Below are 26,089 nucleotides of genomic sequence, written 5' to 3'. Positions count from 1 at the left end.
CGAAGATAGGCCGCCATCCAATCCACCAGCGGGTTTCGGTAGTGCTTTGAAATAAGACACCACCGCAGACCAACTTACGCTGCAGGCTGCCTCGACAAGATCACGCCTGCAGCGGTTGATGTTGCGTGCAACCGTTACATATCAAATGCCGAAGGCAGCACGATCATGTCCCGAATCGTCACGTTACGCGGGCGCGTGAGCATGTACATGACCGCATCGGCTATGTCGGAGGGTTCGATCAGGCTTCCGCTCGCCTTGGCCTTTTTCAGGTTTTCTTCCGGCCAATCGGCCAGCAGTGCACTGCTGACCGGGCCAGGCGACACGGCGCCGACACGGATACCGTGAGCCTTGACCTGGCGGCGCACCGTCTGCACGAAGCAGTTGACCGCCCACTTGGAGGCCGAGTACACCGGCTCCCAGGGAACCGGAAAATGCCCGGCCACCGAGCCTGTGACCAGAATGTCGCCCGTCCCCCTCTCGATCATGTGCGGCAACACATCATGCACATTCTTGATCACGGCATTGACGTTGAGGTTCAGCATGCGGTCGATGGCCGCCACATCCGCATCAACCAGATCACCGCCCACGTAGCAACCGGCGTTGGCATACAGAATGTCGAGCTGGCCGGCCTTCGCCAGCACACCCGGCAGCAGCGTTGCACAGCGCTCAGGCACCAGCAGGTCGATCACCAACGGCATGGCCGCCTCCCCCAGGCGTTCACACGCGCTGGCCAAGGCGGCTTCATCCCGGTCGATCATGACCACCCTGGCACCGGCTGCCACCATCGCCTCGGCCGATGCCAGGCCTATTCCCGACGCAGCGCCTGTGACCGCTGCCACTTTACCTTCGAGTTGCGTTGCCATTCGCCACCTCCCTGGCCCCCTGACGAACAAAGGGCACTTTGATTATTTTTATGTAGACGTTTACATACCACTCGAATCGCTTGCGGACTCAATCTGACGCCAGCTCAGCGCCAAATGTCAACGTCTACATTTTTAACCAGATATGTACCCGCCAGTGGCTGGCAGGTCAGAGCAGTAGCTGCCCTTCAATGACTTGGTCGCGCAGCGGTTGCGAAGGATCGTCGATCTGGCCAAGCAACAGGTTGATCGCGCCTACACCCAACTCGACGCTGCTATGGCTGATGCAAGGGATGGGTTGGCCATAGATCTCGGCATAGTGCACCTGGTCGATGCTGAACAGCGCTATGTCATTGCGGCTCAAGCCAACCTCGCGCATGGCCTGCAGCGCGCCCAAGGTCATGAGCGCATTGAGGCCAAAGATGACATCGGGCCACTTGCCACTTTGCAGGTAACTACGCACCACATCACGTGCCGGCGCCTGGGTGTAGTCCCCATGCACGACCTCCAGCACGGTAGGCTCTGGCCACTGCTCCAACGCGCGGCGAATGCCTGCCAGCCGCGCCAGGGAAATCTTCGAGCGTTGCGGCCCGGCGACGACCAGCAGCCGGCGCCGCCCCTGTGCCAACAAGGCGCGCGCGCCCTGATAGCCGCTCTGCTCGTTGTCCAGGTAGACGCCGGCAAACGGCGCACCTGTGAGCTGGCGGTCGATCTGGACGACCGGGATGGCGGCCATCTCCAGCTTGGCCAGATAGCTCGGCTGGTATTGGTCGTCGTCGCTGATCACCGAGAGGATCACCCCGGCAACCTGATAGCTGAGCAGCGTATCGATCGCCCGCGCCTCCAGCTCTGGCGAGCCATCGGTATCGAACAGCATCAAGGTGTAGTCGCGCTTCTTCGCCTCGCGCGTTATCGCCTTGATGATCTCGCCGTAGAACGGGTTTTCCAGGCTTGCCGTGACCAGGCCCAGCAGCCGGCTCTCGCGATTCTTGAGGTTGCGGGCAAAGGCATTGGGCACGTAGTTGAGCTCTTTGGCCACCTTGAGGATGAGCTCCAGCGTCTGTTTCTTGACCTTCTCTGGCTGGTTGAGCGCCCGCGACACCGTGACGGTAGTCATGTTCACGCGTTTGGCGATGTCGGTGATGGTGGCTTTGCCTGGTCTGGTCATGAACGCTCGATGGTGGCTGGCTGCGGGCGCCGTGATTTTCAGCGATTGTACGCCAGGCCACAACCGTGCATGCGTATTGTGGTGACAATCGTGTTGTGCTAGCGTCCCGAAATGTTGACGTTAACATTTACAACCACGGACTGATCAGCCGCGACTTGAAACTGCCGTTGGATAAAATCGCCAAAAAAATGTTCACGTCTACATAAACCACCACGCCAATAATAAAAGGGACAACAATGGACTACGTGATTGGTGTCGACATCGGCACGCAAAGTACCAAGGCTCTCTTGATGTCAACCGAGGGTGGAATGCTGGCCCAGGCCTGCGTCAGCTACCAGGTCGAGCAACCTCGACCGTTGTGGGCGCAGCAATGGCCCCAGGTGTGGCTGGACGCTGTGTACGAAACGGTCGCGACCAGCATCCGCCGCAGCCAAGTACCAGCCGCCCAGATCAAAGCCATCTGCATCAGCAGCCTCTACGGGGGCTCGGGCATCCCGGTGGACGCCGACATCAACCCCCTTCACCCCTGCCTCATCTGGATGGACCGCCGGGCCATCGCCGAGGCCGAATGGGTGCGCGAAAATGTGGATGTGGAACAGTTGCAGCGCATAACGGGCAACGGTGTCGACAGCTACTACGGCTATACCAAGATGCTGTGGATCAAGCGCAACCAGCCAGAGGTCTGGGCCAAGGCACGCTACCTGCTGCCGCCCAACAGCTTTGTGCAGTACCACCTGACCGGCGAGCTGGCCGTGGACCACAGTTCAGCGGGCAATATCGGCGGCATCTACGACCTCGCAACGCGTGGCTGGTCGCCTCTGATGCTCGATGCCCTGGGCATCGACGCCCACCTGATGCCGCAACGCCTGGTTGCGCCCGGGCAGGTCATTGGCAGCCTGCTACCGGCTGCGGCGCAGCGGCTAGGGCTCCAGCCAGGCACCAAGGTAGTTGCAGGCGGAGTCGATGCAGCGATGGCCACACTGGCCGCAGGGGTCATTGCGCCAGGCAACCATGTCGCGATGCTGGGCACCAGCATGTGCTGGGGCTTCATCAAGCAGCACAGCGCTGCCTGCAAAGGGCTGATCAACATGCCTTACGTCTACGACGCTGGCGCCAACACCTACAGCTTCGGCGGCGCCATTACCGCCGGTGCCGCAATCAGCTGGTTCCGTGAGCAGTTCTGTGCACAGGAAAAGCAGGCAGCTGCCCTGTCACCCGGCGCCGAGGTGCACCAACTGATGGAGCAGGACGCTGCCAAAACACCCGCCGGTGCAGACGGCCTGTTGTTCCTGCCCTACCTGATGGGCGAGCGCAGCCCCATCTGGGATGCCAAGGCATCGGGGGCCTATATAGGGCTGTCGCTGTTCCACCACAAGGCTCATCTGTACCGCGCAGTACTGGAGGGGCTGGCGTTTGCCTTGCGTCACAACATGCAAATGGGCAACCAGGCAGGGCTGCAGCTCGATCCGCATTTGATCGTGGTAGGGGGCGGCACGGCGTCGAACCTGTGGATGCAGATCATCGCCGATATCACCGGCCACGCCGTGTTCACCATCGAGCAGCAGGTCGAAGCGCCGCTGGGTGGCGCCATGCTCGCGGCACTGGCAATCGGCGCCATCGAGGACGTCGAAGCTATCCGCAACTGGCGCACCCTGCGCCGACGGGCCGACCCCAACCCCGCGAACAAAGCCCTGTATGACCAGATGTTCGTTCATTACTGCGCGGCCTACCACGCCCTGAAATCCATCATGCATGGGCTGGCAGACCAGGCCACGCCCCTGCCCGAGCCTTCGCACCCCGCACAGCCCATGGCCGTCTGACATCAACCACCAAAGGGTTCCAGCATGCCAACTTTGCTCAGCCAGTTGGAGCAGTACAGCACAGTGACCGGCGACCTTCAGGCCGTTCGCCGCTTCAGCCCTCATGATGCAACCACCAACCCCTCACTGGTGCTCAAGGCCGTGGTGTCGGGGCACTACGACACATTGCTCGATGACCTCTGCGCCCTGGCGAAAGCTGCCGGCCTGCCGCATGCGCAGGCAATCGATCAACTGTCCGACCAACTGATCGTTGCTTTGGGGTGCGACCTGTTGCAGCACGTGCCCGGCAGGGTATCGAGCGAGGTCGATGCGCGGCTGTCCTTCGATAAACAGGCAAGCCTGGCCAAGGCCAGGCGCCTGGTCGCACTGTACGAGGCGGCGGGCGTTCCACGTGAGCGGTTCCTCATCAAGCTCGCCGCCACCTGGGAGGGCATTCGCGCGGCCAGCGAACTGGAGCGTGAGGGCATCCAGTGCAACTTGACGTTGATCTTCAACCTCGCCCAGGCACTCGCCTGCGCCGAAGCCGGCGCATTCCTGATCTCGCCTTTTGTTGGCCGGGTGCTGGACTGGCATCGCCGCGCTTACCCGAACAAGGAGTACGCGCCGGCGTCGGAGCCTGGGGTTCAATTGGTGGCGGCCAGCTACCGCTTCATGCGACGCCACGGTTACGCGACTTCGGTGATGGGGGCTAGCTTTCGCAACGTCGGTGAAATCGTTGCTTTGGCAGGTTGCGATCGGCTGACGATCAGCCCCGCACTGCTGGAGGAGCTGGCAGTGACCGAGGGCAGCCTGCAGGCCGCCCTCGCCGCCCCCGCCGACCATCAGGCGCCGCCACCGCCACTGAGCGAGGCCGATTTTCGCTGGCAGATGAATGAGGACGCAATGGCAACCGCGCAGCTGGCCGAAGGGATTCGAGGGTTTGCGGCGGACCAGAGGAAACTGGAGGCGCTTATCGCACAACGTTTGTGGGCTTGAGCACGCCAAATCTTGAGGGGAAACGCATAACGATAAGGCCTCTGACAGCTCATCGCTTTCAGGGGCTTTATTGCATCCGTGCCAGGGAAGAATATTCACGCCTGGTGCGCCTAAGGTCCTACAGATTTAACTCCGATTTTTCCCATTCCCTGTAGTCCATTTCCGAATTATATTGCCGGCGCTGCCAACCCATTGCGAGTGCTCGGATTGCGGCCTAGTCTCGGTTCGTCGTTGACACCTCAGCGACCGGCTTTGACAGGCTGACCGATTCAAGGGTCCTTTGCAGCGCTTCATGGCAGCTGTACATGGGGCACCTTCGTGTGCGCCGGGTTCCTTGGGTCACCGGTCTGTCAACCCGTGTATAGCTGCCTCCATTCGTTTGACAGCGTTTAAAGGTAGCTCCACCTGACTCAAGGAGCATTCATGCGCAAGATAGTCCCCGATCCACCGTCCCCCCTCGATCCCTCGTACATGCTTCAGGACACCCTGGTCCAGACCTCGGAATACGTGATCTGCGCCTTGTCCGTAGCCCGCCAGTCCGTGCGACTGACACCGACCTCGCACAACTCGATCGTGATGAGGGCGGTCATCCATGAAATGGAAGTTGCGCATGCGCTGCTGGAATCGGCGCTGATGCAGCTGCACAGGCAAGCGGATTCGCCCACAGAGCCTCAGACATTGCACTAGGGCCGAGCAACGAAAAATCCGGGAGTGCCGCAAAGGTCGGCATGGCGCTCTGATCCGATCCGGCAGGCCCCGTCGCTAGCGGCGACAGGGCCCGGCCATGCGCACGGCGATGCTTTGAGGTTTAACTCGGGCACAACGAAAAAGCCCCTGAAAACTTATCGTTTTCAGGGGCTTTATCTACCACATGTATGGCGGAGAGATAGGGATTTGAACCCTAGGTACTGTTGCCAGTACAACGGATTTCGAATCCGTCCCGTTCGACCACTCCGGCATCTCTCCAATGCCGCGCATCATACCAGCGAATTCTGAAAACGCAAACCTTTATTTTCAAAAAAACCGCGTGGTATCAGGCGCTTGCGTGAATGCGCCGCTTACAGCGGCACGCCCAGGCGCTTGGCAACTTCTTCGTAGGCTTCGATCACATCGCCCAGGCCCTGGCGGAAGCGGTCCTTGTCCATCTTCTTGCGGGTTTCTTTGTCCCACAGGCGGCAGCCGTCCGGGCTGAACTCGTCACCCAGGACGATCTGGCCGTGGAATACACCGAACTCCAGCTTGAAGTCGACCAGCAGCAGGCCGGCGTCATCGAACAGCTTGTTCAGCACCTCGTTGACCTTCAGCGACAGCTTCTTCATCTCTGCCAGCTGCTCGGCGGTGCCCCAGCCGAAAGCGACAACGTGGGATTCGTTGATGAACGGGTCGCCCTTCTCGTCGTTCTTCAGGAACAGTTCGAAGGTGGACGGCTCGAGCTTGATGCCCTCTTCCACGCCCAGGCGCTTGACCAGGCTGCCGGCGGCATAGTTACGCACCACGCACTCGACCGGGATCATGTCCAGCTTCTTGACCAGGCACTCGTTGTCGCCCAGCAGCTTGTCCAACTGGGTCGGCACGCCGGCTTCTTCGAGCTTCTGCATGATGAAGGCATTGAACTTGTTGTTCACCATGCCTTTGCGGTCCAGTTGTTCGATGCGCTTGCCGTCGAACGCCGAGGTGTCGTTGCGGAACAGCAGGATCAAGCGGTCGGCGTCGTCGGTCTTGTAAACCGATTTGGCCTTGCCGCGGTAGAGTTCTTCGCGTTTTTCCATGATTGGGCTCCGCTTGCTTGAGTGGTTGGGCTAGGCGATTTCGCGCCAGTCGAGCCCGTGTTCCTGATTCGCCACCTGGAGCCAGTCCGGGTCGCACCCAAGGGTGTCGACGAAGCACTGGCGGGCCAGATGTGGCAGGTTGTTCTTGCTGCTGAGGTGGGCCAGCACCAGGTGCTGCAGGTTGCTCCACCCCAACTCGTCCACCAGGCGCGCGGCCTGGTGGTTGTTCAAATGTCCTTGCATGCCGCCAACCCGCTGCTTGAGGAAGTACGGGTAGTGCCCGCGGGCCAGCATGTCGCGGCAATGATTGGCCTCGATCAGCAGTGCATCCAGGCCCTGATAGCGCTCAAGCAACAGCGCGTCGTACGAACCCAGGTCAGTGAGCATGCCAAAGCGTCGGCGACCGTCGCTGATGACGTACTGCAGCGGCTCGTAGGCGTCGTGCTCGACCCGCGCCGCACTCACTTGCAGGCAGCCGATACTCAGGCTGTCGCCACAGGCAAGAAAACCGGCCGCCTCCACCGGCTTGCGCATGCCGCGCAATGTGCCCTGGCTGAGGTAGACCGGTACATTGTAGCGCCGCGACAGCAATCCCACCCCATGCACATGGTCGGCATGTTCGTGGGTCACCAGCACGGCGCTCAGTTGTGCAGCCTGCACCCCGAGCAGCGCCAGGCGCCGCTCGGTTTCACGCAGGGAAAACCCGCAATCGACCAGGACGAACGTGTCACCACTGGCGATCAGCGTGCCATTTCCCTGGCTGCCGCTTCCCAGTACCGCGAAGCGCACTTAACCCAGGTGGTCCTGAATGGCACTCAGCACGCGGCGAGCGACATCGGCCGGGGCCACGGTGTTGATGTTCTTCTCGACGGTAACCTGCACGCTTTCGCCAACCTTGCTCAGGCGCACCTGGTAACGCTCGGCGCGGGCTTCAAGCTCTTCCTTGGTTGGCTCGCTGCCAAACATGCGGCTGAAGAAGCCAGGCTGGTTCTGCTTGTCGTCGGGCTTTTCCGACAGGTTGATGTAGTACAGGCCCAGGCTGCGGTTGATGTCTTCCACACGCCATTCGCCACCCTGCTCCAGGGCACGGCCCACGCCGGACCAGGCACGGTCCAGGTCGGCGCCGAGGAACAGCACGGGGTTACCGCTGCCGTCTTCGCTCAGGCTGACGCGGCTCGGCGCATCGAAGTCGCGCGCAGCCAGCAAGGACACCGAACCGCCCTTCTCGGCGCTGCGGTTCATGCTGGCGAGCATTTCGTCGACCAGCAGCGCATCGGCGGCCGTGTTGCTGGACGCGGACGGGAACGCAGGCTCGGCGGTGCTGCCAGCCGGGCGCTCGACACTGACCACATACACCTCGGAGGTGTTGCGTTGTACGCCAGGCTCCATGCGCACACGCACGCGCACTTCGCTGTCACCATTGCTGGCGGTGCTCGCCAGGCGCTGGCCGAGCGATGCCGACAGCTCGTCAAAACGCTGCCAGGTGGTGGTGAATTCGCCCGTCTGCGGGCGCTCTTCGGCAATACGGAAGCCGTTGTCTTCGAAGAACTGATGCGCTACCGGCCAGACTTCGGCCGGCGAACGCTGGGCCAGCACCCAACGGCTGCTGCCGCTGCGCTGCAGGCTGAAATCGCTGACGTCGGCGCCAGCCGACAGCGGTTGCGGACGCGGCACTTCGAACTCGCCCTTGGCGGTATCGTCGGCGACGTTGCGCGGGATCGGCAGCAGCGGGTCAAGGCGCTTGACGTTGCTGGCGTCCTGCGGGAGCTGCATCGGTGCAGTCGGGTGCGCCTGCAGGTAATCGCTGCCGCGGTCGCGGAAATAGCCATCCTCGCCCCACAGCCAGCCACACCCACTGGTGCTGGAAATGATCAGGGCAAGCGCGGAAAGACCAGCCAGTCGCTTCATGCGGTGTACTTCCTCGATTAAACCAGTACGCCGGACTGGCGCAAGGCAGTACGGACTTTTTCGTGACAGCCTTCGCTCAGCCAGGTCAGTGGCAGGCGAATGCCTTTTTGCATCAGGCCCATTTCGACGAGCGCGTATTTCACCGGAATCGGGTTGGCTTCGCAGAACAGGTCTTTGTGCAGCGGCATGAGTTTTTCGTTGATTGCGCGGGCCTTCTCGGCGTTGCCCTCAAGGGCGGCCTCGCACAGGTCGGCCATTTCGCGCGGGGCGACGTTGGCGGTGACCGAAATGTTGCCTTTGCCACCCAGCAGGATCAGCTCGACGGCAGTCGGGTCGTCGCCGGACATGACGATGAATTCCTTGCTGACGCCATCGAGGATGGCCTTGGCACGGGCCAGGTCGCCGGTGGCTTCCTTGATGCCGATGATGTTGGGCACGGTCGACAGGCGGATCACGGTCTCGGCCTGCATGTCGCAGGAGGTGCGGCCGGGTACGTTGTAGAGGATCTGCGGGATGTCGACGGCTTCGGCGATGTGCTTGAAGTGCAGGTACAGGCCTTCCTGGGTCGGCTTGTTGTAGTACGGCACCACCAGCAGGCAGGCGTCGGCGCCGGCGTCCTTGGCGTTCTGGGTCAGGTGCACGGCTTCGGACGTGGAGTTGGCTCCGGTGCCGGCGATGACCGGAATGCGGCCAGCGACCCGCTTGACCACGAATTCGATGACCTCGATGTGTTCTTCGACGCTCAGGGTGGCCGACTCGCCGGTGGTGCCGACGGCGACGATCGCATGGGTGCCGTTTTCCAGGTGGAAGTCTACAAGTTTGCCGAGGCTGCCCCAATCAAGACGCCCTTGTGCATCCATGGGTGTGACCAATGCCACCATACTGCCCGCAATCATGTAACTGCTCCTGCCGGAAAAAGAGAGCGGTAATGGTACTGGGGGCATCGGCCTTGCACAAGCGAAGCAGGCGGGTGGAGCATTCCCCTCGGCGCCTTATTTCGCTACCCTTGATCCTTTGATCGGTGCAGCGCGGCCCGCCGGGCCGTCGACCTTGCTCCCCGGCCAGCGTCCACGTCCTCGCATGCGAGCCCCGGGCCCTGCCGACAGGAGGCTTTCGCCCGTCCTGTGCCGACCGCTCATCGCTTTAGGAATGCTGCATGTCCACCCCCACCGTCCGCGAACAATTCCTTGTCATCAGTGCCCTGGGCCCCAACCCCATGGAGCTGGCCAACGTCCTCAGCCGCGCTGCCTTCGAGAACCGCTGCGCGGTCGTCACCTCGCGCCTGAGCCGCCATGGCGAGACCAGCGCCCTGGTATTGCAGGTCGGTGGCAGCTGGGACGCCCTGGCGCGCCTGGAGTCCACCCTCCCCGGCCTGGGCAAGAAGCACGGCCTGACCCTCGACGTGGTGCGCAGCGCCGACCAGGAAGTGCGCCCGCAGGCCCTGCCTTATGTGGCCTATGTCAGTGCGGCCTACCGCCCGGACATCATCAACGAGCTGTGCCAGTTCTTCCTCGACCACCGTGTCGAGCTCGAAGCCATGACCTGCGACACCTACCTGGCGCCGCAGACTGGCAGCAGCATGCTCAACGCCCAGTTCACCGTGATCCTGCCGGCCGGCACCCAGATCAGCTGGTTGCGCGACCAGTTCCTCGACTTTGCCGACGCCCTCAACCTGGACGCGCTGATCGAGCCTTGGCGCCCACAGAACCCCGTTTAAGGAATGCATCCATGGCAGTAGCACTCGACCAACCCGTCGCCGATTTCCAGGCCCAGGCCACCGGCGGCCAGACCGTCAGCCTGGCCGAGCTCAAGGGCCGTCAGGTAGTGGTGTACTTCTACCCCAAGGACAGCACCCCAGGCTGCACCACCGAAGGCCAGGGCTTCCGCGACCAGCATGCAGCGTTCGAAGCGGCCAACACCGTGGTGTTCGGTGTGTCGCGCGACGGCATCAAGTCGCATGAGAACTTCAAGGCCAAGCAGGGCTTCCCGTTCGAGCTGATCAGCGACAAGGACGAGGCCCTGTGCCAGCTGTTCGATGTGATCAAGCTGAAGAAGCTGTATGGCAAGGAGTACATGGGCGTAGACCGCAGCACCTTCCTGATCGACAAGGACGGTGTGCTGCGCCAGGAATGGCGTGGCGTGAAGGTGCCGGGCCATGTGGATGCCGTACTCGCGGCGGCCCAGGCGCTGAACAAGGCTTGAGATTGACTGGGGCTGCTGCGCAGCCCTTTCGCGGCACAAGCCCGCTACAGGGGGTTGCGTTCGTCTGTAGGCGCGGCCTTGTGTCGCGAAAGGGCCGCAAAGCGGCCCCATGCATCACAACATCGGCGCCACAGCAGGTTCCTGCCGCGGCCAGGCATCGAGCACTGCCTTGATCAGCGTCGCCAGCGGGATCGCGAAGAAGATCCCCCAAAAGCCCCACAACCCGCCAAACAACAACACCGCGCAGATGATCGCCACCGGGTGCAGGCTCACCGCCTCTGAGAACAGCAGCGGCACCAGCACGTTGCCATCGAGCGCCTGAATGATGGCGTACACCGTCATCAGGTAGATGAACTGATCACCCCAGCCCCATTGGAACAGCGCGATCAGCGTCACCGGCACAGTCACCACCACCGCCCCTACATACGGCACCACCACCGACAGGCCTACCAGCAGCGCCAGCAGCGCGGCGTAATTGAGCCCCAGGCTGATGAACGCGATGTACGTGGCAATACCGCAGATCAGGATCTCGATGCCCTTGCCGCGGATGTAGTTGGCGATCTGCCGGTTCATTTCAGTGCCTACCCGGTTCAGCAAGGTCCGCTGGCGCGGCAGGTAGCCACTGACCCAGCGGCCGATCTGCTCACGGTCCTTGAGAAAGAAGAACACCAGAATCGGCACCAGCACCAGATAGATCATGGCACTGACCAGCAGCGGCAGGCTCGACAGCGAGAAGGTCAGTGCCCATTGGCCGAACTTGCCGATCTCGCCGCGCACCGACTCGATGGCATGCAGCACCTGCTCATCAGACACCAGGTGCGGGTAGCGCTCGGGCAGCAGCAACAGCAGCGACTGCCATTTGCCGAGCATGCCCGGCAACTCGTTGAACAAGGTGATCAACTGGTGCCACAGCAACGGCACCAGCACCAGCAGGAACACCGCCAGCGCGCCCATGAACAGGGCGAACACCACCATCACCGCCAGCCGCGTCGGCACCCGAAGGCGCTCCAGGGCATTGACCAGCCCCTGCATCAGAAAAGCCAGCACCATGCCCGCCAGCACCGGCGCGAGCATGCCGCCCAAGGTAAGGACCGCGGTAAAGGCAAGAAACAGCAGGACCGCCAGCACCACCGCTTCCTCATCGGAGAAGTAGCGCTCTATCCAGTCGCGAAGCACTTTGAACATTGACGATCCTTGATTGGGGCTCAGGCCTTGCGCAGCCAGTAGGTATAGGTGCCGGCCTCGGCCATTTCATGCAGCAGCGTATGACCGGCCAGCTGGGCAAAAGTGCGGAAGTCGCGCTGTGAGCCTGCGTCGGTCGCAATCACCTTCAGCACCGCGCCACTGGCCAGACGGTTGAGCTCCATCTTCGCCTTGAGCAGAGGCAGGGGGCAGTTCAGCCCGCTGGCGTCGAGTTCGGCGTCGCAGGTCGGGGTGCTAGTCATCAGGGGTCTCCAAACGTGGGGCAGACGTCTTTGGTAACAGGCTGGCTAGCATACCGCCACTGGTCGCCAACGTGTGAGCGGGCTACAGTAGGGGCTTTGACCCGACGCGAGCTTCGTGCATGAATCTACTGCGCCCTACCCTGTTGACGCTGGCCTGCCTGATGGCCCTACCCGGCCATGCTAGCGACCTGCCTTCACTGGGCGACGCCAGTTCCGCGATCGTCTCGCCGCAGCAGGAGCACCAGCTCGGGCGCGCCTGGCTCAGCCTGCTGCGCGGCCAGGTCAACCAGCTGAACGACCCGCAGCTCAAGGACTACGTCGAAACCACCGTGTACCGCCTGGCCGAAACCAGCCAGCTGCAGGACCGGCGCCTGGAATTCATCCTCATCGACAGCCGTGAGCTGAACGCCTTCGCCGCCCCCGGTGGCATCGTCGGGGTTAACGGTGGTCTGTTCCTCAACGCCCAGACCGAGGGCGAATACGCCTCGGTACTGGCCCACGAACTGGCGCACTTGTCGCAACGCCACTTCGCCCGTGGCGTCGAGGCCCAGCAACGCATGCAACTGCCAATGATGGCGGCGCTGCTGGCCGGTATCGTACTGGCGGCAGGGGGCGCCGGCGATGCCGGCATCGGCATGATTGCCGGCACCCAGGCGGCGGCGATCCAGGAGCAGCGGCGCTTCTCGCGGCAGAACGAGCAGGAAGCCGACCGCGTCGGTATCCAGAACCTGGAAAAGGCCGGTTACGACCCGCGCAACATGCCGACCATGTTCGAGCGCCTGGCGCGCCAGTACCGCTACGACGCCAAACCACCAGAATTCCTGCTGACTCACCCGGTGACCGAATCGCGTATCGCCGACACCCGCAACCGGGCCGAACAGGCCCCCCCGGGCGGCGTCGAGGACAGCCAGCGTTATCAGTTGATCCGCGCCCGCGTGGCCCTCATCTACGAAGGCACGCCGGGCCTTGCAGCCAAACGCTTCCGTGCGCAGCTGGACGAAGACCCCAAGCTGGACGCCGCCCGCTATGGTCTTGCCTTGGCGCAGATCAAAGGCGGCCAGCTCAACGAAGCGCGTGAGAACCTGAAGCCATTGCTGGCCAAGGCGCCCAACGACATCACCTACAACCTGGCGCAGATCGACCTGGACATCACCAACAACCGCTTGGCCGATGCGCAGCAGCGGGCGGAGCGCATGCAAGGTTTGTATCCGGGCAACTACCCGCTCAAGCAGGTGCGTGCCGACCTGCTGATCAAGCAGAACAAGCCCGCCGAGGCCGAAAAGGTACTGAACGACCTGCTCAAGAACCGCCCGGATGACCCGGATGTTTGGTACGACATGGCCGAAGTGCGTGGTTTGTCGGGCAACACCATAGGCCTGCACCGGGCACGGGCAGAGTACTTTACCCTGGTGGGTGACTTCGACCAGGCGATCCAGCAGCTGGATTACGCCAAGCGTCGTGCCGGTAGCAACTTCCCGCTGGCGTCACAGATCGACCAGCGCCAGCGCGAGATCATGGAGCAGCGGCGCATGGTGCAGGAGATGATGGGGCGGTAAGGGGGCTGCTTTGCGGCCCAATCGCCGGCGAGCCGGCTCTCACAGGTTCTGCAGCGCTGCAGATATTGTGGGAGCCGGCTTGCCGGCGATTGGCCCTCAGGCGTTACCCGACAGCTTGAGCCGAGCAGCCTGGGTGAAGTCCAGCATGCGGTTCAAAGGCTTGATCGCCTTAGGCACCAGCGCCGGGTCAACGAAAATCTCGTTGCTGCCTTTGCGCAAGCAATCCAGCACCCGCTCCAGGGTGTTCATGGCCATCCACGGGCAGTGCGCGCAGCTGCGGCAGGCCGCGCCGTTACCGGCGGTGGGGGCTTCGACGAATTCCTTGTCCGGGCACAGCTGCTGCATCTTGTAGAAGATGCCGCGGTCTGTGGCGACGATGAAGGTTTTGTTGGGCAGTGTCTGCGCGGCCTTGATCAGTTGGCTGGTGGAACCCACCGCATCGGCCAGGTCGATCACTGCCTCTGGCGACTCCGGGTGCACCAGGATCGCCGCATCCGGATACAGCGCCTTCATGTCCGCCAGCTGGCGCGACTTGAACTCTTCGTGGACGATGCAGGCACCGTCCCACAGCAGCATGTCGGCACCGGTCTGCTTCTGGATGTAACGGCCCAGGTGCTGGTCCGGGCCCCAGATGATGGTCTCGCCGTTGTCCATCAGGCTTTCGACGATCTCCAGCGCGCAGCTCGAGGTCACGACCCAGTCGGCACGCGCTTTAACGGCGGCAGAGGTATTGGCATACACCACCACGGTACGCTCGGGGTGCTGGTCGCAGAAGGCCGAGAACTCTTCGACCGGGCAACCGAGGTCGAGCGAGCAGGTAGCCTCCAGGGTCGGCATCAGCACGCGCTTTTCCGGGGTGAGGATCTTCGCGGTCTCGCCCATGAAGCGCACACCGGCGACGATCACCGTCTGGGCAGGGTGGTTCTTGCCGAAACGGGCCATTTCCAGCGAGTCGGACACGCAACCGCCGGTCTCTTCGGCAAGCGCCTGGATAACCGGGTCACAGTAGTAATGGGCAACCAGCACGGCATTCTGCGCCTTGAGCTCGGCAGCAATGGCCGCACGGTATTCGGCCTCCTGCTCGGCTGTCAGCGGGTTGGGCTGCTTGGCGTCGAGGTGGGCCTGAACCAACAGGCGTTCGGATATCTGGGTCATGATCGCTGGACCTGCAGGCGCGCATGCGCGTCAAATCGAGTGTATCACCCGGCCCTGACAGATCGGCTAAGGGCGCCGGACGGCAGGCAAGCCGCCACGGCCCTCTGCGGGCGCGGATTATTATCGGACGCCGAAGGCTACAGACAATCAAGGGATTTCTAAAGCGGTTTTTGTGTGGCCAGTACTGGCCTCATCGCCGGCAAGACAGTTGCCCCCACAGGTGTGCACAGGCCATGAGGCTGTAGTCATCCTGCAGAAGCCGGCTTGCCGGCGATGAGGCCGGTACAGGCTCAATCAATCAGCCCTGCGGCTGCATCGCCGCAAAGTGCGCCGCGAGGATCATGGCGAACTCTTCAACGGTCATCTTCTTGCCATTGAAGTCGACCATGCCATCGACGTAGTGCAGGCTAGCCACCACGTCATTGCCCTGCACGGTGGCCATGCCACTCTGCAGCGCCATCATCCCGACCATCTCACCCGCCTGACTGGATTGCATGGCAATCGCCTGGGCATCGGTCTGCCCTTCCAGCAACGCCTGCAAGGTCGCCAGGTCACCCATCATCGGTTTGGACAGCGACAGCTTGCTCTTCACCTGAGTGATCAACTGCTTGCTCAACTGGTCAGGCGGCAGGTCGAAGGAGGTGGGGCTGGCGAAGTCCATCGACAGGTTGAACCGGCTCTCGCCGTTGGCCGTCTTGAACGAAAGGTTCTCCACCGCCACCTGCGGTTTGGATGCCAACAGTTGCTTCAGGTCGCCCTGAAACTTGGCCTTCTCCTGTTCACCCATCTGGATTTGCGGCATCGGCTGGCCTGCCGCGGCGGCCTGCTCGAACTCCGGCAGATGGGCCTGGTACCACTGCGACAGCGACTGCAAGGCCGGGGCGTTGAGCGACTTGATGCTGACCGCCATCTGCCCGCTGCCGACTGCGCGGCCATCCCAGCTGATGTCCGCGACCTTGTAATCCACGCGGCCACCGACGGTATCGGGGCCATCGAGGGTTTGCAGGACGTGCTGCTCCAGGCCTTTGAGCAACAGTACCTGCTGCTTGGGCCCCAGCGTCGCCTTGGCTTCGGCCAGCAGCACATCGACGTTACCGACATAGATCGCGTCATGCTGGGTAGCGGCCAGGTTACCGCCGATTTTCAGGCCCTTGAGCTCGAACGTGGCAGGCGGGTGATCATCCCCGACCAGCTTCATTTCGAAGCGATCGGCAGCGCCATGGAATTTCGACGCCTTGCCTTCACTGTCGCCACTGATCTGCAGCTGCATACCCGAAAAATCGAGGGTCGTGCCGTTGTCTTCGGCCAGCTTGACCGGCGCCAGGAGGATGCTGCCATCGACACTGCCGTCAAAGCCCAGGCTGGTTTGCGAGCTGACCGGGACCTTGTCGCCGGCGGCGACGAACCAGGGCGCGGTGAAGTCGTCCTTGTCCAGCGCACTGTTGCTGGCTGCCAGCACCGGCATCAGCTTGAACGCCTTGACCCGCGACCAAGGGAACGGGCCGTGCTCGACCTGATCGGTTACACCCACATCGAAACTGATCGGCTCACCGTCAGACAGGTGAATGTCACGGACCTTGAGGCGATAGCGTGCGGTACTGGTGAAGAAGTGCTGCTCCAGCGAGGCCACTTCGATGGTCATGCTGCCGCCAACCCCGACAAGGGCCTTCTTCAACTGGGCATTGCCCTGATTGACGGCTTGCTCCAGCTGCGCAGGCAACTGCTTGCCGGTGTACCAGGCGCCAGCGGTGGTTACGACGGCAATGGCGATGGCCAGGCCGGAAAGGATGCCTACTGATTTCTTCATGAATAGAACCGATTGATGTCCATATTGGCGTGTTCGCAGCCATGAGCTGCGGGGGGAGCAGAATAGTATCACTCCCACCCCTTGGACGACGGTCGACACGCGGACGAAATGGGCAATCGAGACCTACCTGACGCTAGCGTGGGAAACTTCCCACTCGTTAAATTTTACGAACATCCGCATCGATCAAAACCGCAAAAAAGCGCGCAAAAACCGAACATTTCGGCTAATAAATCGATAAATATTTCAATTTAGTAACATCTTGTCATGTTTAACTTGACAGCCACCTACCCATCGTTTTTTATTTTCACCGCCTTGCCCAGCGCCACCCACGAAGAAGAACAGACGCGCCGTCATGATGCCTCACCGCCCCTGCCCGCACGCCCCACCTTCCTAGCCCAGGCTCTGCCAGCTCGCCCCCGGCGCATCGCCTGCGCCTACCTCTGCTCCGACAATAAAGGTGAACAACATGGAGCCCACCCGCTCGCCATTGCCGCATGCGCAATACAACCCGCCAGCCGTTCACGCCCAGCCGCAGGAGCCACGCCAGCATGCAGCCTGACCACAGCGCCACCGGCAACGGCCAACTCCGCAAAACCCTGCGCCTCTGGCACGTGATCATCATCGGCCTGGCTTACCTGACGCCGATGACCGTGTTCGACACTTTCGGCATTGTCTCGGGGATTACCGCAGGGCATGTGCCTAGCGCCTACATCCTGGCGCTGACCGGCATCCTGTTCACTGCCGTGAGCTACGGCACCCTGGTGCGCCGCTTCCCTCAATCGGGTTCGGCCTACACCTACACACAACGCGCCATCAACCCGCATGTGGGCTTTCTGGTCGGCTGGTCGTCGCTGCTCGACTACCTGCTGCTGCCGATGGTCAATGCCTTGTTGGCCAAGCTTTACCTGTCGGCCATGTTCCCCGAGGTGCCGGAGTGGATCTGGGTAGCGGGCTTCGTCACCCTGATCAGCCTGATCAACATGCGCAGCGTCAACCTGGTGGCACACTTCAACCTGCTGTTCGTGGCCGTGCAGGTGGCGATCATCGCTGTGTTCATCTACCTGTGCGTGCGTGGCCTGGACCAGGGTGAAGGCCTGGGTACCGCGTGGAGCCTGCTGCCGTTCGCCGACAGCCAGACCCAGTTCAGCGCCCTGGCGGCCGGTGCGACCATCTTGTGCTTCTCGTTCCTGGGCTTCGACGCCGTGACGTGCCTGTCCGAGGAAACCCGCGACCCGGCCAAGACCATCCCACGGGCGATCTTCCTGACCGCACTGATCGGCGGCCTGGTGTTCATAACCGTGTCGTACTTCATCCAGGCCTACTTCCCGACCATGGCACGCTTCCATGACCAGGAAGCGGCCCTGCCGGAAATTGCCCTGTACGTGGGTGGCAAGCTGTTCCAGTCGATCTTCATCGCCTGCACGGTGATCAACACCATCGCTTCGGGCCTGGCCTCGCAGACCAGCGTCTCGCGCCTGTTGTACGTGATGGGGCGTGACAAGGTGATCCCGGCCGGCATCTTTGCTCGCCTGCACCCACGCTACAAAACACCGGTGCTGAACATCGCAGTGGTCGGGCTGATTTCCCTGTCGGCGATCTTCTTCGATCTGGTTACCGCCACCTCGATCATCAACTTCGGAGCACTGGTGGCGTTCAGCTTCGTCAACCTGTCGGTGATCAACCACTGCTATGTGCGTGAAGGCAATCGCCAAGGCCTGGCGAACAAGCTCATGTACCTGGTACTGCCGACCATCGGTTTCTGCATCATCGTGTCGCTGTGGCTAGACCTTAACGAACACTCGCTGATGTTCGGCGGGGTATGGGCGCTACTTGGCCTGGTATACCTGGCCTGGCTGACCAAGGCCTTCACTGCCGCACCCCCGAACTACGTTGCCGAATGACACTTGCCCTCTACACCGCCCGCGCCTGAACGCGGGCGTTGTCCTTGCACGAAAAGGAAAGCTCTCATGCCGCTGCGTCGCCTTTCTATCCAGTGGAAGATCACCTTGCTCGCCGGCCTGTGCCTGCTGGCCATCGTCGCACTGCTGGTGGCCACCTCGCTGACCCAGGCACAGCGCAGTGCAGCCTTGGTCAGCCAGGCCAACAGTGAAATGCTCGACCACAGCGCGCGCCTGCGCCTGCAGGCCCTCGCCGAAACCCAGACCCTGCGCATTCAGCGCTACTTCATGGACGCCTACCAGTACGCGAACGGTTTTACACGCCTGGTTCAGGTACTCAAAGCCCACGGTGGCAGCGACCTGCGCGCCGAACTGACCCACCAGGCACGCGCCAGCCTGGCGGGCAACCCGGACCTGATCGGGCTTTATGTGGTGTTCCAGCCCAACGCCCTGGACCACCAGGACAGCCAGTTCGTCGCCCAGGAGGCGGTCGGCAGCAACGACAGCGGGCGCTTTTCGCTGTACTGGTCGCAGCCCAGCCCGGGCAACCTTGAGCGGGAGGCCATGCCTGAAGCGATGCTGGCCGACAGCACGGTTGGCGCCAACGGGGCGGCACAGAACCGCTGGTTGACCTGCCCGCAGGAAACGGCCAAGGCCTGTGTGGTCGAGCCCTACCTCGACGAGGTCAATGGCCGCCAGGTACTGATGACGAGCATCGCCCTGCCCCTGCTGGAGGGCGGCAAGGTAGTAGGCGTAGTGGGCCTGGACATCGGCCTGGACAACCTGCAGCAGTTGAGCCTGGACGGCCGCCAGGAGCTGTTCGATGGCCAGGGCCAGGTGAGCATCGTCAGCAATACCGGCTTGCTGGCCGGGCACAGCCGCGACGCCAGCAAGCTGGGCACTCTCCTGGACAACGACGTGGCGCAGGGCCTGTTGCGCGTCGGCCGCCCGTTCGCCCCGATCCCCGGCGACGCTCCCTGGCAGGTACTGCTGGAGCTGCCCGAAGCTGTGCTTCAAGCACCCGCCGCCGCTCTCAATCAGAGGCTGAGCGAACACAACCAAAGCGCCAATCTGACCAGCCTGCTGATCGGCCTGGGTGCCGCGATCGTCGGCCTGCTGCTGGTTTGGCTGACCGCACGTGGCGTGACCCGGCCGATTCTGGCCGTAGCCGCACGCCTCGAGGATATCGCCAGCGGTGAGGGCGACCTGACCCGGCGCCTGGACTACGCGCGCCAGGACGAGCTGGGCCAGTTGAGCGGCTGGTTCAACCGCTTTCTCGACAAGCTGCAACCGGTGATTGCCCAGGTCAAAGGCTCGCTGCTCGAAGCCCGCGGCACCGCCGATCAGTCCGCTGCCATCGCCAGCCAGACCAGCAGCGGCATGCAGCAGCAACAGCGCGAGATCGAGCAGGTGGCTACCGCCGCCAACGAGATGAGCGCAACTGCCCAGGATGTCGCCCACAACGCGGCGCAAGCCGCCCATGCAGCACGTGGCGCCGACCAGGCGAGCCGCGAAGGCCTGCAACTGATAGCCAGCACCCGCCAGGCGATTGACAACCTGGCAGTCGGGATGGATGCCGCCATGGACGAGGCCCGCGCACTGGAACAGCGCAGCGAGCAGATCGGCTCGGTACTGGAGGTGATCCGCGCCATTGCCGAGCAGACCAACCTCTTGGCCCTCAACGCCGCCATCGAAGCGGCCCGCGCTGGCGAGGCCGGGCGGGGTTTTGCCGTGGTGGCCGACGAGGTACGCAGCCTGGCGCAGCGCACCCAGGTGTCGGTGGAAGAAATCCGCCAGGTCATCGAAGGGCTGCAGCAAGGCACCCAGGATGTGGTCGGCGCCATGCATGATGGCCAGAAACAGGCGCAGGCCAGCGCCTTGCAGATGGAACAGGCACTGCCTACGCTGCAGCGGATCGGTGAAGCGGTGGCGGTGATCAGCGACATGAACCTGCAGATCGCTTCGGCGGCTGAAGAACAGAGCGCGGTGGCCGAGGAAGTGAACCGTAACGTGGCCGGTATCCGCGATGTGACTGAATCGCTATCGGGCCGGGCTGATGAGTCGGCGCGCATCAGCCAAGCGCTGAACCGCCTGGCCAATCAGCAGCAGGCTTTGATGGAGCAGTTTCGCGTTTAGCCTGTACGGGCCCAATTACCGGCTACCGGCGATTGGGCCCGTACAGGCACCCACCTTTTGAAAGAGTTTTACCCATGGAAACACCCAACAAATCCCCCTTCTTCGACCTTGCCAGCGAACAGGGCCTGCTACGCACTTCGATCGCCGTCACCCTGTTCATCGCCACCATCGGCATTGCCTTCGGCCTGGCGTCCGGCTCGTTCTCGATCATTTTCGACGGTGTCTACTCGCTGGCCGACGCAGGCATGAGCGGCCTGTCGCTGGTGGTGGTCAAGCTGATCACTACGCACGCCACCAGCCGGCACGTGTCACGCAAGCTGCGCGAGCGCTTCACCATGGGCTTCTGGCACCTGGAGCCGATGGTGCTGGCGCTCAATGGCATCCTGCTCAGCGGTGTGGCGCTCTACGCCCTGATCAACGCCGTCAGCAGCCTGCTCGAAGGCGGACGCCACCTGGAGTTCGGCATCGCCATGGTTTATGCGGCGCTGACCGTGATCGCCTGCGCGACCATCGCTGCAGTCGAAGCGCGGGCCAACCGCGAGCTGAACTCGGATTTCGTGCGCATGGACGTCAAGGGTTGGGTGATGTCGGCCAGCATCACCGCAGCGTTGCTCATCGCCTTCTGCTTTGGCTTTGCCGTGCAGGGCACGCAGTGGGAGTGGGTATCGCCGTACATCGACCCGGCGGTGCTGGCGCTGGTGTGCCTGGTCATCATCCCCTTGCCGCTGTCGGTGGTGCGCCAGGCCATGGCGGATATCTTTTTGGTGACACCTGGCGACCTGATGCTGCACGTGGATGAGGTGGCCGGTGCGTTCGTGGCACGCCACGGACTGGAATCCTATCGGGCTTACGTGGCCAAGGTCGGCCGCTCTCGGGAAATCGAGCTGTATTTCATCGTGCCCAAGCACCTTCCAGCCAAAAGCATTGAAGAGTGGGATGCGCTGCGCTGTGAAGTCGGTGATGCGATTGGCGGTGAGGGACCGGATCGCTGGCTGACGGTAGTGTTTACCGCAGACCCTGAGTGGGCTGAATAAGGAGGGGCAAGAACGACAAAGCCCGCCACCGTTTCCGGTAGCGGGCTTTGACTTACAGCGTATGGTGGGTCGTGTAGGATTCGAACCTACGACCAATTGGTTAAAAGCCAACTGCTCTACCAACTGAGCTAACGACCCGTTGGATGGCGCGTATAATACTGATTTCTAACGGGAAATCAACACCCCATCAAAACTTTTTTCAAAAATAACGGGTTGGGTCGTCTACCCCGGCGGCCTTGAAGCCGTCGGCGCGCAGGCGGCAGCTGTCGCACTTGCCACAGGCGCGGCCCTCATCGTCGGCCTGGTAGCAGGACACTGTCAGGCTGTAGTCCACACCACGGGCCATACCGGCCTGTACGATCTGCGCCTTGCTCATGTTCTGCAGTGGCGCCTGGATCCGGAAGCCCTGCCCCTCGACACCGGCCTTGGTCGCGAGGTTGGCCATGCGTTCGAACGCTTCGACGAACTCAGGGCGGCAATCGGGGTAGCCCGAGTAGTCCACGGCATTGACGCCGATGAAGATGTCGCGCGCCTGCAGCACTTCTGCCCAGCCCAGAGCCAACGACAGGAATACGGTATTGCGTGCCGGCACATAGGTCACCGGAATACCCTCGCCCGGGGTTTCCGGCACATCGATGCTGCTGTCGGTCAGTGCCGAACCACCGATGCCATCAAGGTTCAAGCCAATGACCTTGTGCTCCACGACGCCCAGGTCACGAGCGACCCGCGCAGCAGCGTTCAATTCAGCACGATGGCGCTGGCCATAGTCGAAGCTCATGGTGTAGCAACTGTAGCCTTCGGCCTTGGCCATGGCGACGACAGTGGCCGAGTCGAGGCCGCCGGACAGCAGGATTACTGCGCGTTTCTCAGTCATGTACTTTTGCTCCTAATCAACGTCCGGGCTCGTCGTTCCACAGCAGCTTGTGCAGCTGCAGCTGGAAACGCACAGGCAAGTTGTCGGCAACGATCCAGTCGGCCAGGTCACTGGCCTTCACCTGGTGATGGCTTGGCGAAAACAGCACTTCACCGGCGCGCTCGGCAAGGTTGTACTGAATCAGCTTGGAAACCGCCCAGTCATAGTCCTCGCGTGAACAGATGACGAACTTGACCTGATCATTGCCGGTCAAGTGCTCAATGTTCTCGTAGAGGTTGCGGTGGGACTCTTCAGAGCCCGGGGTCTTGAGGTCGACCACGCGGCTGACGCGAATATCGGTAGCCGAGATATCCAGGGCACCACTGGTTTCTAGCGAAACCTCATAGCCGGCATCGCACAGGCGCTGCAACAGTGGCAAGGCATTCGGCTGAGCCAGTGGCTCGCCGCCAGTCACGCACACATAGCGTGGCTTGAAGCCGGCCACCTGTTCCATGATCGAATCCAGGCTACGCACAGTACCGCCACTGAAGGCGTAGGCACTGTCGCAGTATTGGCAGCGCAGGGGGCAACCGGTGAGGCGCACGAATACCGTGGGCAGCCCAGCCGTGCGTGTTTCACCCTGCAAAGAGTAAAAGACTTCGGTGATACGTAATGTGTCTTGCATGATCGCCACGGGCGTGACAGCTAAACAGGCTGTCCGCCTCCGTCAGGCACTGTCGCGGACTCGACATGGCGTTATCCGCAGCAGCGTGTTTAAGAAAAAGGGCAATGATTCTAACGAAAAAACCCGCGCCTGGCGCGGGTTTCTTTTGAACGGTGCTACTTAGAGCTTCTGCAGGTCACGCTGCGCCAGCTGAGCGGCGGATGTGCCGGGGTACTGGGTGATGACTTGCTGCAGGATGCCCTTGACCTTGTCGGTATGGCCCATGCGGCGCTCGACGTCGGCCAGCTTGTACAGGGAGTCCGGTACCTTGCTGTGCTTGGGGTACTTCTGGCTGACCTGGGCAAAAGCCTGGCTGGCACTTTGCAGGTCACCCTTGGCCAGGTTCACCTCACCCAGCCAGTACTGGGCGTTGCCTGCGTACTGGCTGTTCGGGTACTTGCGCAGGAAGGCGCCGAACGCCTGGCTGGCCTTGTCGAAGTCCTTCTGCTTGATCAGGTCGAAAGCCGCATCGTAATAGAGCTTCTCTTTCGCAGGATCAGCCGGCTCGCTGTTGGCGGCCGGTTGCTGTGCAGCAGCGCCAGCGGCGCCTGCTGCTGCACCGGCGGCGGCATCGGGTGCACCACCGGTGGAGGAATTATCGGGGGTCGCGGCAGGCGCGCCACCACTGTTGATGCGGCGATCCAGATCCTGGTAACGCTCCAGGCTTTCCTGCTTCATGCGGGCGACATCGTTTTGCAGCTCTTCGATGATGCCTTGCTGGCGGGATATCTGGTCCTGCATCTGTTGCAGCTGCATGAACAGCTGGCCCTGTGCTGAGGCAGGGGTCGAAGCCCCTGCCCCGGCATAGGCGCCGCTCGTGCCATAACCCGAAGGTGGGTAAGCACCTGCGTTGTCATCTACTACAGGAACCGCAGCCCACGCCGAAAGCGGAAGGCTGAGTGCGAGGACGGTTACAGCACGACGGCACATTCGCATAAGAACTTACTTACGCAGTTCTACGCGGCGGTTCTGAGCCCAGGACTGCTCGTCGTTGCCGGTGGCAACTGGACGCTCTTCGCCGTAGGAGACCAGTTCCAGCTGAGCAGGGGAAACACCCTGCAGAACCAGGTAGCGCTGAACGGCTTTGGCACGACGCTCGCCCAGAGCCATGTTGTACTCGCGAGTACCGCGCTCGTCGGTGTTGCCTTCCAGAACAACACGGTTGCCGTTGGACTTCAGGTCCTTGGCGTGAACGTCCAGAGCGCGCATGGCTTCTGGCTTCAGGTCCGAGCTGTCGTATTCGAAGTAGAAGGTGGTGATTGCGCGCAGGGCGGCCTCTTCGCTCAGGGAACCGTCAACAGCGCCAGTGTTGGCACCGTAGCCAGCGTTAGGGTCAACAGCGCCTTCGCCAGCGTTGTCACCGCCCTTCGAGGAGCAACCTACAGCTACAGCCATGGCCAGAGCCAGCGCAGCAAATTTACCAAACTTCAGCATTTCCATCGTGAAACTCCTAATGAAACCCCAGTGTGTTAAGCAAAACGTATTACGCCGCAATCAGTTCAGGTAAGGGGACCAGGACGGTTCTCTGACTTCGCCTTGAGCGGTAGGAAGTGGGAGCCTCACGCGGCCATTAAGCGACACGAGCATCAAGACTCCCCGGCCCTGCTGGCGGGTGGCGTAGATTAGCATGGTGCCGTTTGGCGCAACAGTGGGAGACTCATCAAGACTTGTTTCCGAGAGAATCTTTACACTTCCTCTTTGCAAGTCCTGTGCCGCCACTTTGAAGTTGGTGAAACCCTGCTGACGATGGATCATTACCAGCGTCTTTTCGTCCGCCGAAAGTTTCGGGTTGGCGTTGTAGTTACCTACGAACGTCACACGCTCGGCGCTACCACCACTGACCGACTGTTTGTAGATCTGCGGCTTGCCGCCACGGTCGGAGGTGAAGTACAGGGTGTTGCCATCCTTGCCCCAGAACGGCTCGGTATTGATACCCGGGCCGGCAGTGACACGGCTGATCTGGCGCGAAGCCACATTCATCACGTAGATGTCCGGGTTACCGTCCTTGGACAGCACGAATGCCAGGCGCGAACCATCCGGCGACCAGGCCGGAGCACCATTGAGGCCTTCGAAGTTGGTGACCTGTTCGCGGCGGCCGGTGTCGATGTGCTGGATGAAAATGCGCGGCCGCTTCTGCTCGAACGAGACATAGGCGATACGCTTGCCGTCCGGCGCGAAACGCGGCGACAGGATAGGCTCACGCGACTGCAGCAAGGTCACTGCACGCGCACCGTCGTAGTCCGAACGCTGCAGGGTGTAGCGGGTATTGTTGGTCGAGAAGCGCTCGGCGGTCACGTACAGCATGCGGGTGGAAAACGCTCCCTTGATGCCGGTGAGCTTCTCGAACGACTGGTCGGCGATGTAGTGCGACATGTCGCGCAGCTGGTCGACGCTGCCGGCAACGCTGCCGGTCAGCACTTGCTGCTCGGTGGCGACGTTGAACAGTGCGTACTGCACCTGCAGGCGAGCGCCCGACGGCACGATGCTGCCGACCATCACGTACTGGGCGCCCAGGGCTTTCCAGTCACGGAAGATCACTTCGCTGGCCTGGGTAGGCTGGCTGATCATGTTCTGCCGTGGGATAGGCGCGTAGTAGCCGGAGTTGCGCAGGTCATTGCCGATGATATCGGCCATGTCTTCCGGCAGCACACTGCCACCCTGCAGACCGAACGGCACTACCGCGATGGGCGTTGCCCGATCGCTGCCGCTGGTGACCAGGATGTTCTTTTCCTCTGCCATGGCCATGCCTGCCACGCAGCACAGCATGACCAGCAGTCCT

24 protein-coding genes, 2 tRNA genes and 1 pseudogene are annotated in these 26,089 nt (G+C 62.1%); 10 read left to right on the top strand and 17 right to left on the bottom strand.

From position 1 onward, the window contains the following. Positions 1-134: 134 nt before the first annotated feature. Both ACEWE8_RS20590 and ACEWE8_RS20585 read right to left on the bottom strand, forming a co-directional pair. Positions 135-863 (bottom strand): SDR family oxidoreductase, encoded by a 729-nt coding sequence (locus ACEWE8_RS20590; RefSeq protein ID WP_046788000.1) that lies wholly within the window; start codon positions 861-863, stop codon positions 135-137. Between the two features lie 166 nt (positions 864-1,029). After that, a complete protein-coding gene (locus ACEWE8_RS20585; protein ID WP_046787999.1) occupies positions 1,030-2,028 on the bottom strand; it encodes a LacI family DNA-binding transcriptional regulator in 999 nt (332 codons plus the stop codon). A gap of 236 nt (positions 2,029-2,264) precedes the next feature. Here ACEWE8_RS20585 and ACEWE8_RS20580 point away from each other — a divergent pair, with 236 nt between their 5' ends. From ACEWE8_RS20580 to ACEWE8_RS20570, 3 genes are all read left to right on the top strand, one after another. Next, on the top strand, positions 2,265-3,848 hold the full coding sequence (locus tag ACEWE8_RS20580) for an FGGY-family carbohydrate kinase (RefSeq protein WP_046787998.1): 1,584 nt from the start codon (positions 2,265-2,267) through the stop codon (positions 3,846-3,848). A gap of 24 nt (positions 3,849-3,872) precedes the next feature. Then, a complete protein-coding gene (gene tal, locus ACEWE8_RS20575; RefSeq protein WP_046787997.1) occupies positions 3,873-4,823 on the top strand; it encodes a transaldolase in 951 nt (316 codons plus the stop codon). A 423-nt stretch (positions 4,824-5,246) separates the two neighbouring features. Beyond that, positions 5,247-5,510: a hypothetical protein gene (locus ACEWE8_RS20570; protein ID WP_012315739.1), complete on the top strand. Its 264-nt coding sequence runs from the start codon at positions 5,247-5,249 to the stop codon at positions 5,508-5,510. A gap of 189 nt (positions 5,511-5,699) precedes the next feature. Here the strand turns inward: ACEWE8_RS20570 and ACEWE8_RS20565 are convergent. The 5 genes from ACEWE8_RS20565 to dapA form a co-directional block, all read right to left on the bottom strand. Next, positions 5,700-5,789, bottom strand: a tRNA-Ser gene (locus ACEWE8_RS20565). Positions 5,790-5,881: 92 nt separating this feature from the next. Beyond that, positions 5,882-6,592: a phosphoribosylaminoimidazolesuccinocarboxamide synthase gene (gene purC, locus ACEWE8_RS20560; protein ID WP_046787989.1), complete on the bottom strand. Its 711-nt coding sequence runs from the start codon at positions 6,590-6,592 to the stop codon at positions 5,882-5,884. A gap of 30 nt (positions 6,593-6,622) precedes the next feature. Then, entirely contained in the window at positions 6,623-7,381 is a 759-nt protein-coding gene (locus ACEWE8_RS20555) for an MBL fold metallo-hydrolase (protein ID WP_046787988.1), read from the bottom strand. After that, positions 7,382-8,500, bottom strand: coding sequence for an outer membrane protein assembly factor BamC (gene bamC, locus ACEWE8_RS20550; RefSeq protein WP_046787987.1), 1,119 nt, complete (start codon positions 8,498-8,500; stop codon positions 7,382-7,384). 17 nt (positions 8,501-8,517) lie between these two features. Continuing rightward, positions 8,518-9,396 (bottom strand): 4-hydroxy-tetrahydrodipicolinate synthase, encoded by an 879-nt coding sequence (gene dapA / locus ACEWE8_RS20545; RefSeq protein WP_046787986.1) that lies wholly within the window; start codon positions 9,394-9,396, stop codon positions 8,518-8,520. A gap of 260 nt (positions 9,397-9,656) precedes the next feature. On the opposite strand from dapA, the gene ACEWE8_RS20540 reads away from it, so the two are divergent. Beyond that, positions 9,657-10,217 (top strand): glycine cleavage system protein R, encoded by a 561-nt coding sequence (locus ACEWE8_RS20540; RefSeq protein ID WP_008097509.1) that lies wholly within the window; start codon positions 9,657-9,659, stop codon positions 10,215-10,217. Between the two features lie 11 nt (positions 10,218-10,228). Further along, entirely contained in the window at positions 10,229-10,702 is a 474-nt protein-coding gene (locus ACEWE8_RS20535; RefSeq protein ID WP_039605383.1) for a peroxiredoxin, read from the top strand. Positions 10,703-10,816: 114 nt separating this feature from the next. On the opposite strand, the gene ACEWE8_RS20530 is transcribed toward ACEWE8_RS20535, so the two are convergent. Both ACEWE8_RS20530 and ACEWE8_RS20525 read right to left on the bottom strand, forming a co-directional pair. Then, positions 10,817-11,887, bottom strand: coding sequence for an AI-2E family transporter (locus tag ACEWE8_RS20530; RefSeq protein WP_046787985.1), 1,071 nt, complete (start codon positions 11,885-11,887; stop codon positions 10,817-10,819). Between the two features lie 20 nt (positions 11,888-11,907). Further along, complete coding sequence (locus ACEWE8_RS20525) at positions 11,908-12,147, bottom strand: sulfurtransferase TusA family protein (protein WP_012315801.1); 240 nt, start codon at positions 12,145-12,147, stop codon at positions 11,908-11,910. Positions 12,148-12,266: 119 nt separating this feature from the next. On the opposite strand from ACEWE8_RS20525, the gene ACEWE8_RS20520 reads away from it, so the two are divergent. Further along, positions 12,267-13,703, top strand: coding sequence for a M48 family metalloprotease (locus tag ACEWE8_RS20520; RefSeq protein ID WP_012315802.1), 1,437 nt, complete (start codon positions 12,267-12,269; stop codon positions 13,701-13,703). Positions 13,704-13,799: 96 nt separating this feature from the next. On the opposite strand, the gene nadA is transcribed toward ACEWE8_RS20520, so the two are convergent. Together nadA and ACEWE8_RS20510 are read right to left on the bottom strand one after the other, a co-directional pair. Further along, on the bottom strand, positions 13,800-14,858 hold the full coding sequence (gene nadA, locus ACEWE8_RS20515) for a quinolinate synthase NadA (protein WP_012315803.1): 1,059 nt from the start codon (positions 14,856-14,858) through the stop codon (positions 13,800-13,802). 298 nt (positions 14,859-15,156) lie between these two features. Next, a complete protein-coding gene (locus ACEWE8_RS20510) occupies positions 15,157-16,665 on the bottom strand; it encodes a YdgA family protein (RefSeq protein ID WP_046787984.1) in 1,509 nt (502 codons plus the stop codon). A 548-nt stretch (positions 16,666-17,213) separates the two neighbouring features. On the opposite strand from ACEWE8_RS20510, the gene ACEWE8_RS20505 reads away from it, so the two are divergent. The 4 genes and pseudogenes from ACEWE8_RS20505 to ACEWE8_RS20490 all read left to right on the top strand — a co-directional run bounded on the left by ACEWE8_RS20505 (position 17,214) and on the right by ACEWE8_RS20490 (position 21,733). Beyond that, the gene (locus ACEWE8_RS20505) at positions 17,214-18,566 is read left to right on the top strand and encodes an APC family permease (RefSeq protein ID WP_046787983.1); all 1,353 of its coding nucleotides are present in this window, start codon (positions 17,214-17,216) and stop codon (positions 18,564-18,566) included. A 66-nt stretch (positions 18,567-18,632) separates the two neighbouring features. Then, a pseudogene (locus ACEWE8_RS20500) lies at positions 18,633-19,841 on the top strand (HAMP domain-containing protein); the annotation flags it as partial. Between the two features lie 102 nt (positions 19,842-19,943). Further along, positions 19,944-20,699 carry a methyl-accepting chemotaxis protein gene (locus ACEWE8_RS20495; protein ID WP_395589362.1) on the top strand — a complete coding sequence of 252 codons (756 nt, stop codon included), beginning with the start codon at positions 19,944-19,946 and terminating at the stop codon, positions 20,697-20,699. Positions 20,700-20,773: 74 nt separating this feature from the next. Continuing rightward, the gene (locus ACEWE8_RS20490; RefSeq protein WP_046787981.1) at positions 20,774-21,733 is read left to right on the top strand and encodes a cation diffusion facilitator family transporter; all 960 of its coding nucleotides are present in this window, start codon (positions 20,774-20,776) and stop codon (positions 21,731-21,733) included. 62 nt (positions 21,734-21,795) lie between these two features. Here ACEWE8_RS20490 and ACEWE8_RS20485 read toward each other — a convergent pair. From ACEWE8_RS20485 to tolB, 6 genes are all read right to left on the bottom strand, one after another. Next, a tRNA-Lys gene (locus ACEWE8_RS20485) sits at positions 21,796-21,871 on the bottom strand. Between the two features lie 61 nt (positions 21,872-21,932). Further along, positions 21,933-22,607 (bottom strand): 7-cyano-7-deazaguanine synthase QueC, encoded by a 675-nt coding sequence (gene queC / locus ACEWE8_RS20480; RefSeq protein ID WP_046787980.1) that lies wholly within the window; start codon positions 22,605-22,607, stop codon positions 21,933-21,935. A 16-nt stretch (positions 22,608-22,623) separates the two neighbouring features. Next, entirely contained in the window at positions 22,624-23,271 is a 648-nt protein-coding gene (gene queE, locus ACEWE8_RS20475) for a 7-carboxy-7-deazaguanine synthase QueE (RefSeq protein WP_046788079.1), read from the bottom strand. Positions 23,272-23,430: 159 nt separating this feature from the next. Beyond that, a complete protein-coding gene (gene ybgF, locus ACEWE8_RS20470; RefSeq protein WP_046787979.1) occupies positions 23,431-24,246 on the bottom strand; it encodes a tol-pal system protein YbgF in 816 nt (271 codons plus the stop codon). 6 nt (positions 24,247-24,252) lie between these two features. After that, positions 24,253-24,750, bottom strand: a complete 498-nt coding sequence (gene pal, locus ACEWE8_RS20465; protein WP_008090230.1) for a peptidoglycan-associated lipoprotein Pal — start codon at positions 24,748-24,750, stop codon at positions 24,253-24,255. Between the two features lie 54 nt (positions 24,751-24,804). After that, the gene (tolB, locus tag ACEWE8_RS20460; protein ID WP_046787978.1) at positions 24,805-26,076 is read right to left on the bottom strand and encodes a Tol-Pal system beta propeller repeat protein TolB; all 1,272 of its coding nucleotides are present in this window, start codon (positions 26,074-26,076) and stop codon (positions 24,805-24,807) included. Between the last annotated feature and the right edge of the window lie 13 nt (positions 26,077-26,089).

It is taken from the genome of Pseudomonas sp. TR47, assembly GCF_044143025.1.
Classification (GTDB): Bacteria; Pseudomonadota; Gammaproteobacteria; order Pseudomonadales; family Pseudomonadaceae; genus Aquipseudomonas; species Aquipseudomonas putida_E.
This window is presented reverse-complemented; position numbering and strand designations above follow the sequence as displayed.

Excerpts from the sequence above, each read along its gene's own strand:
- ACEWE8_RS20505 (WP_046787983.1), top strand. The coding sequence starts at position 17,214 with ATGCAGCCTGACCACAGCGCCACCGGCAACGGCCAACTCCGCAAAACC.
- ACEWE8_RS20510 (WP_046787984.1), bottom strand. The coding sequence starts at position 16,665 with ATGAAGAAATCAGTAGGCATCCTTTCCGGCCTGGCCATCGCCATTGCC.
- ACEWE8_RS20530 (WP_046787985.1), bottom strand. The coding sequence starts at position 11,887 with ATGTTCAAAGTGCTTCGCGACTGGATAGAGCGCTACTTCTCCGATGAG.
- ACEWE8_RS20570 (WP_012315739.1), top strand. The coding sequence starts at position 5,247 with ATGCGCAAGATAGTCCCCGATCCACCGTCCCCCCTCGATCCCTCGTAC.
- bamC (WP_046787987.1), bottom strand. The coding sequence starts at position 8,500 with ATGAAGCGACTGGCTGGTCTTTCCGCGCTTGCCCTGATCATTTCCAGC.
- ACEWE8_RS20535 (WP_039605383.1), top strand. The coding sequence starts at position 10,229 with ATGGCAGTAGCACTCGACCAACCCGTCGCCGATTTCCAGGCCCAGGCC.
- ACEWE8_RS20585 (WP_046787999.1), bottom strand. The coding sequence starts at position 2,028 with ATGACCAGACCAGGCAAAGCCACCATCACCGACATCGCCAAACGCGTG.
- ACEWE8_RS20495 (WP_395589362.1), top strand. The coding sequence starts at position 19,944 with ATGCAGCAGCAACAGCGCGAGATCGAGCAGGTGGCTACCGCCGCCAAC.
- purC (WP_046787989.1), bottom strand. The coding sequence starts at position 6,592 with ATGGAAAAACGCGAAGAACTCTACCGCGGCAAGGCCAAATCGGTTTAC.
- pal (WP_008090230.1), bottom strand. The coding sequence starts at position 24,750 with ATGGAAATGCTGAAGTTTGGTAAATTTGCTGCGCTGGCTCTGGCCATG.
- ACEWE8_RS20490 (WP_046787981.1), top strand. The coding sequence starts at position 20,774 with ATGGAAACACCCAACAAATCCCCCTTCTTCGACCTTGCCAGCGAACAG.
- queC (WP_046787980.1), bottom strand. The coding sequence starts at position 22,607 with ATGACTGAGAAACGCGCAGTAATCCTGCTGTCCGGCGGCCTCGACTCG.
- dapA (WP_046787986.1), bottom strand. The coding sequence starts at position 9,396 with ATGATTGCGGGCAGTATGGTGGCATTGGTCACACCCATGGATGCACAA.
- nadA (WP_012315803.1), bottom strand. The coding sequence starts at position 14,858 with ATGACCCAGATATCCGAACGCCTGTTGGTTCAGGCCCACCTCGACGCC.
- ACEWE8_RS20580 (WP_046787998.1), top strand. The coding sequence starts at position 2,265 with ATGGACTACGTGATTGGTGTCGACATCGGCACGCAAAGTACCAAGGCT.
- ACEWE8_RS20590 (WP_046788000.1), bottom strand. The coding sequence starts at position 863 with ATGGCAACGCAACTCGAAGGTAAAGTGGCAGCGGTCACAGGCGCTGCG.
- ybgF (WP_046787979.1), bottom strand. The coding sequence starts at position 24,246 with ATGCGAATGTGCCGTCGTGCTGTAACCGTCCTCGCACTCAGCCTTCCG.
- ACEWE8_RS20525 (WP_012315801.1), bottom strand. The coding sequence starts at position 12,147 with ATGACTAGCACCCCGACCTGCGACGCCGAACTCGACGCCAGCGGGCTG.
- queE (WP_046788079.1), bottom strand. The coding sequence starts at position 23,271 with ATGCAAGACACATTACGTATCACCGAAGTCTTTTACTCTTTGCAGGGT.
- ACEWE8_RS20540 (WP_008097509.1), top strand. The coding sequence starts at position 9,657 with ATGTCCACCCCCACCGTCCGCGAACAATTCCTTGTCATCAGTGCCCTG.
- tolB (WP_046787978.1), bottom strand. The coding sequence starts at position 26,076 with ATGCTGTGCTGCGTGGCAGGCATGGCCATGGCAGAGGAAAAGAACATC.
- tal (WP_046787997.1), top strand. The coding sequence starts at position 3,873 with ATGCCAACTTTGCTCAGCCAGTTGGAGCAGTACAGCACAGTGACCGGC.
- ACEWE8_RS20520 (WP_012315802.1), top strand. The coding sequence starts at position 12,267 with ATGAATCTACTGCGCCCTACCCTGTTGACGCTGGCCTGCCTGATGGCC.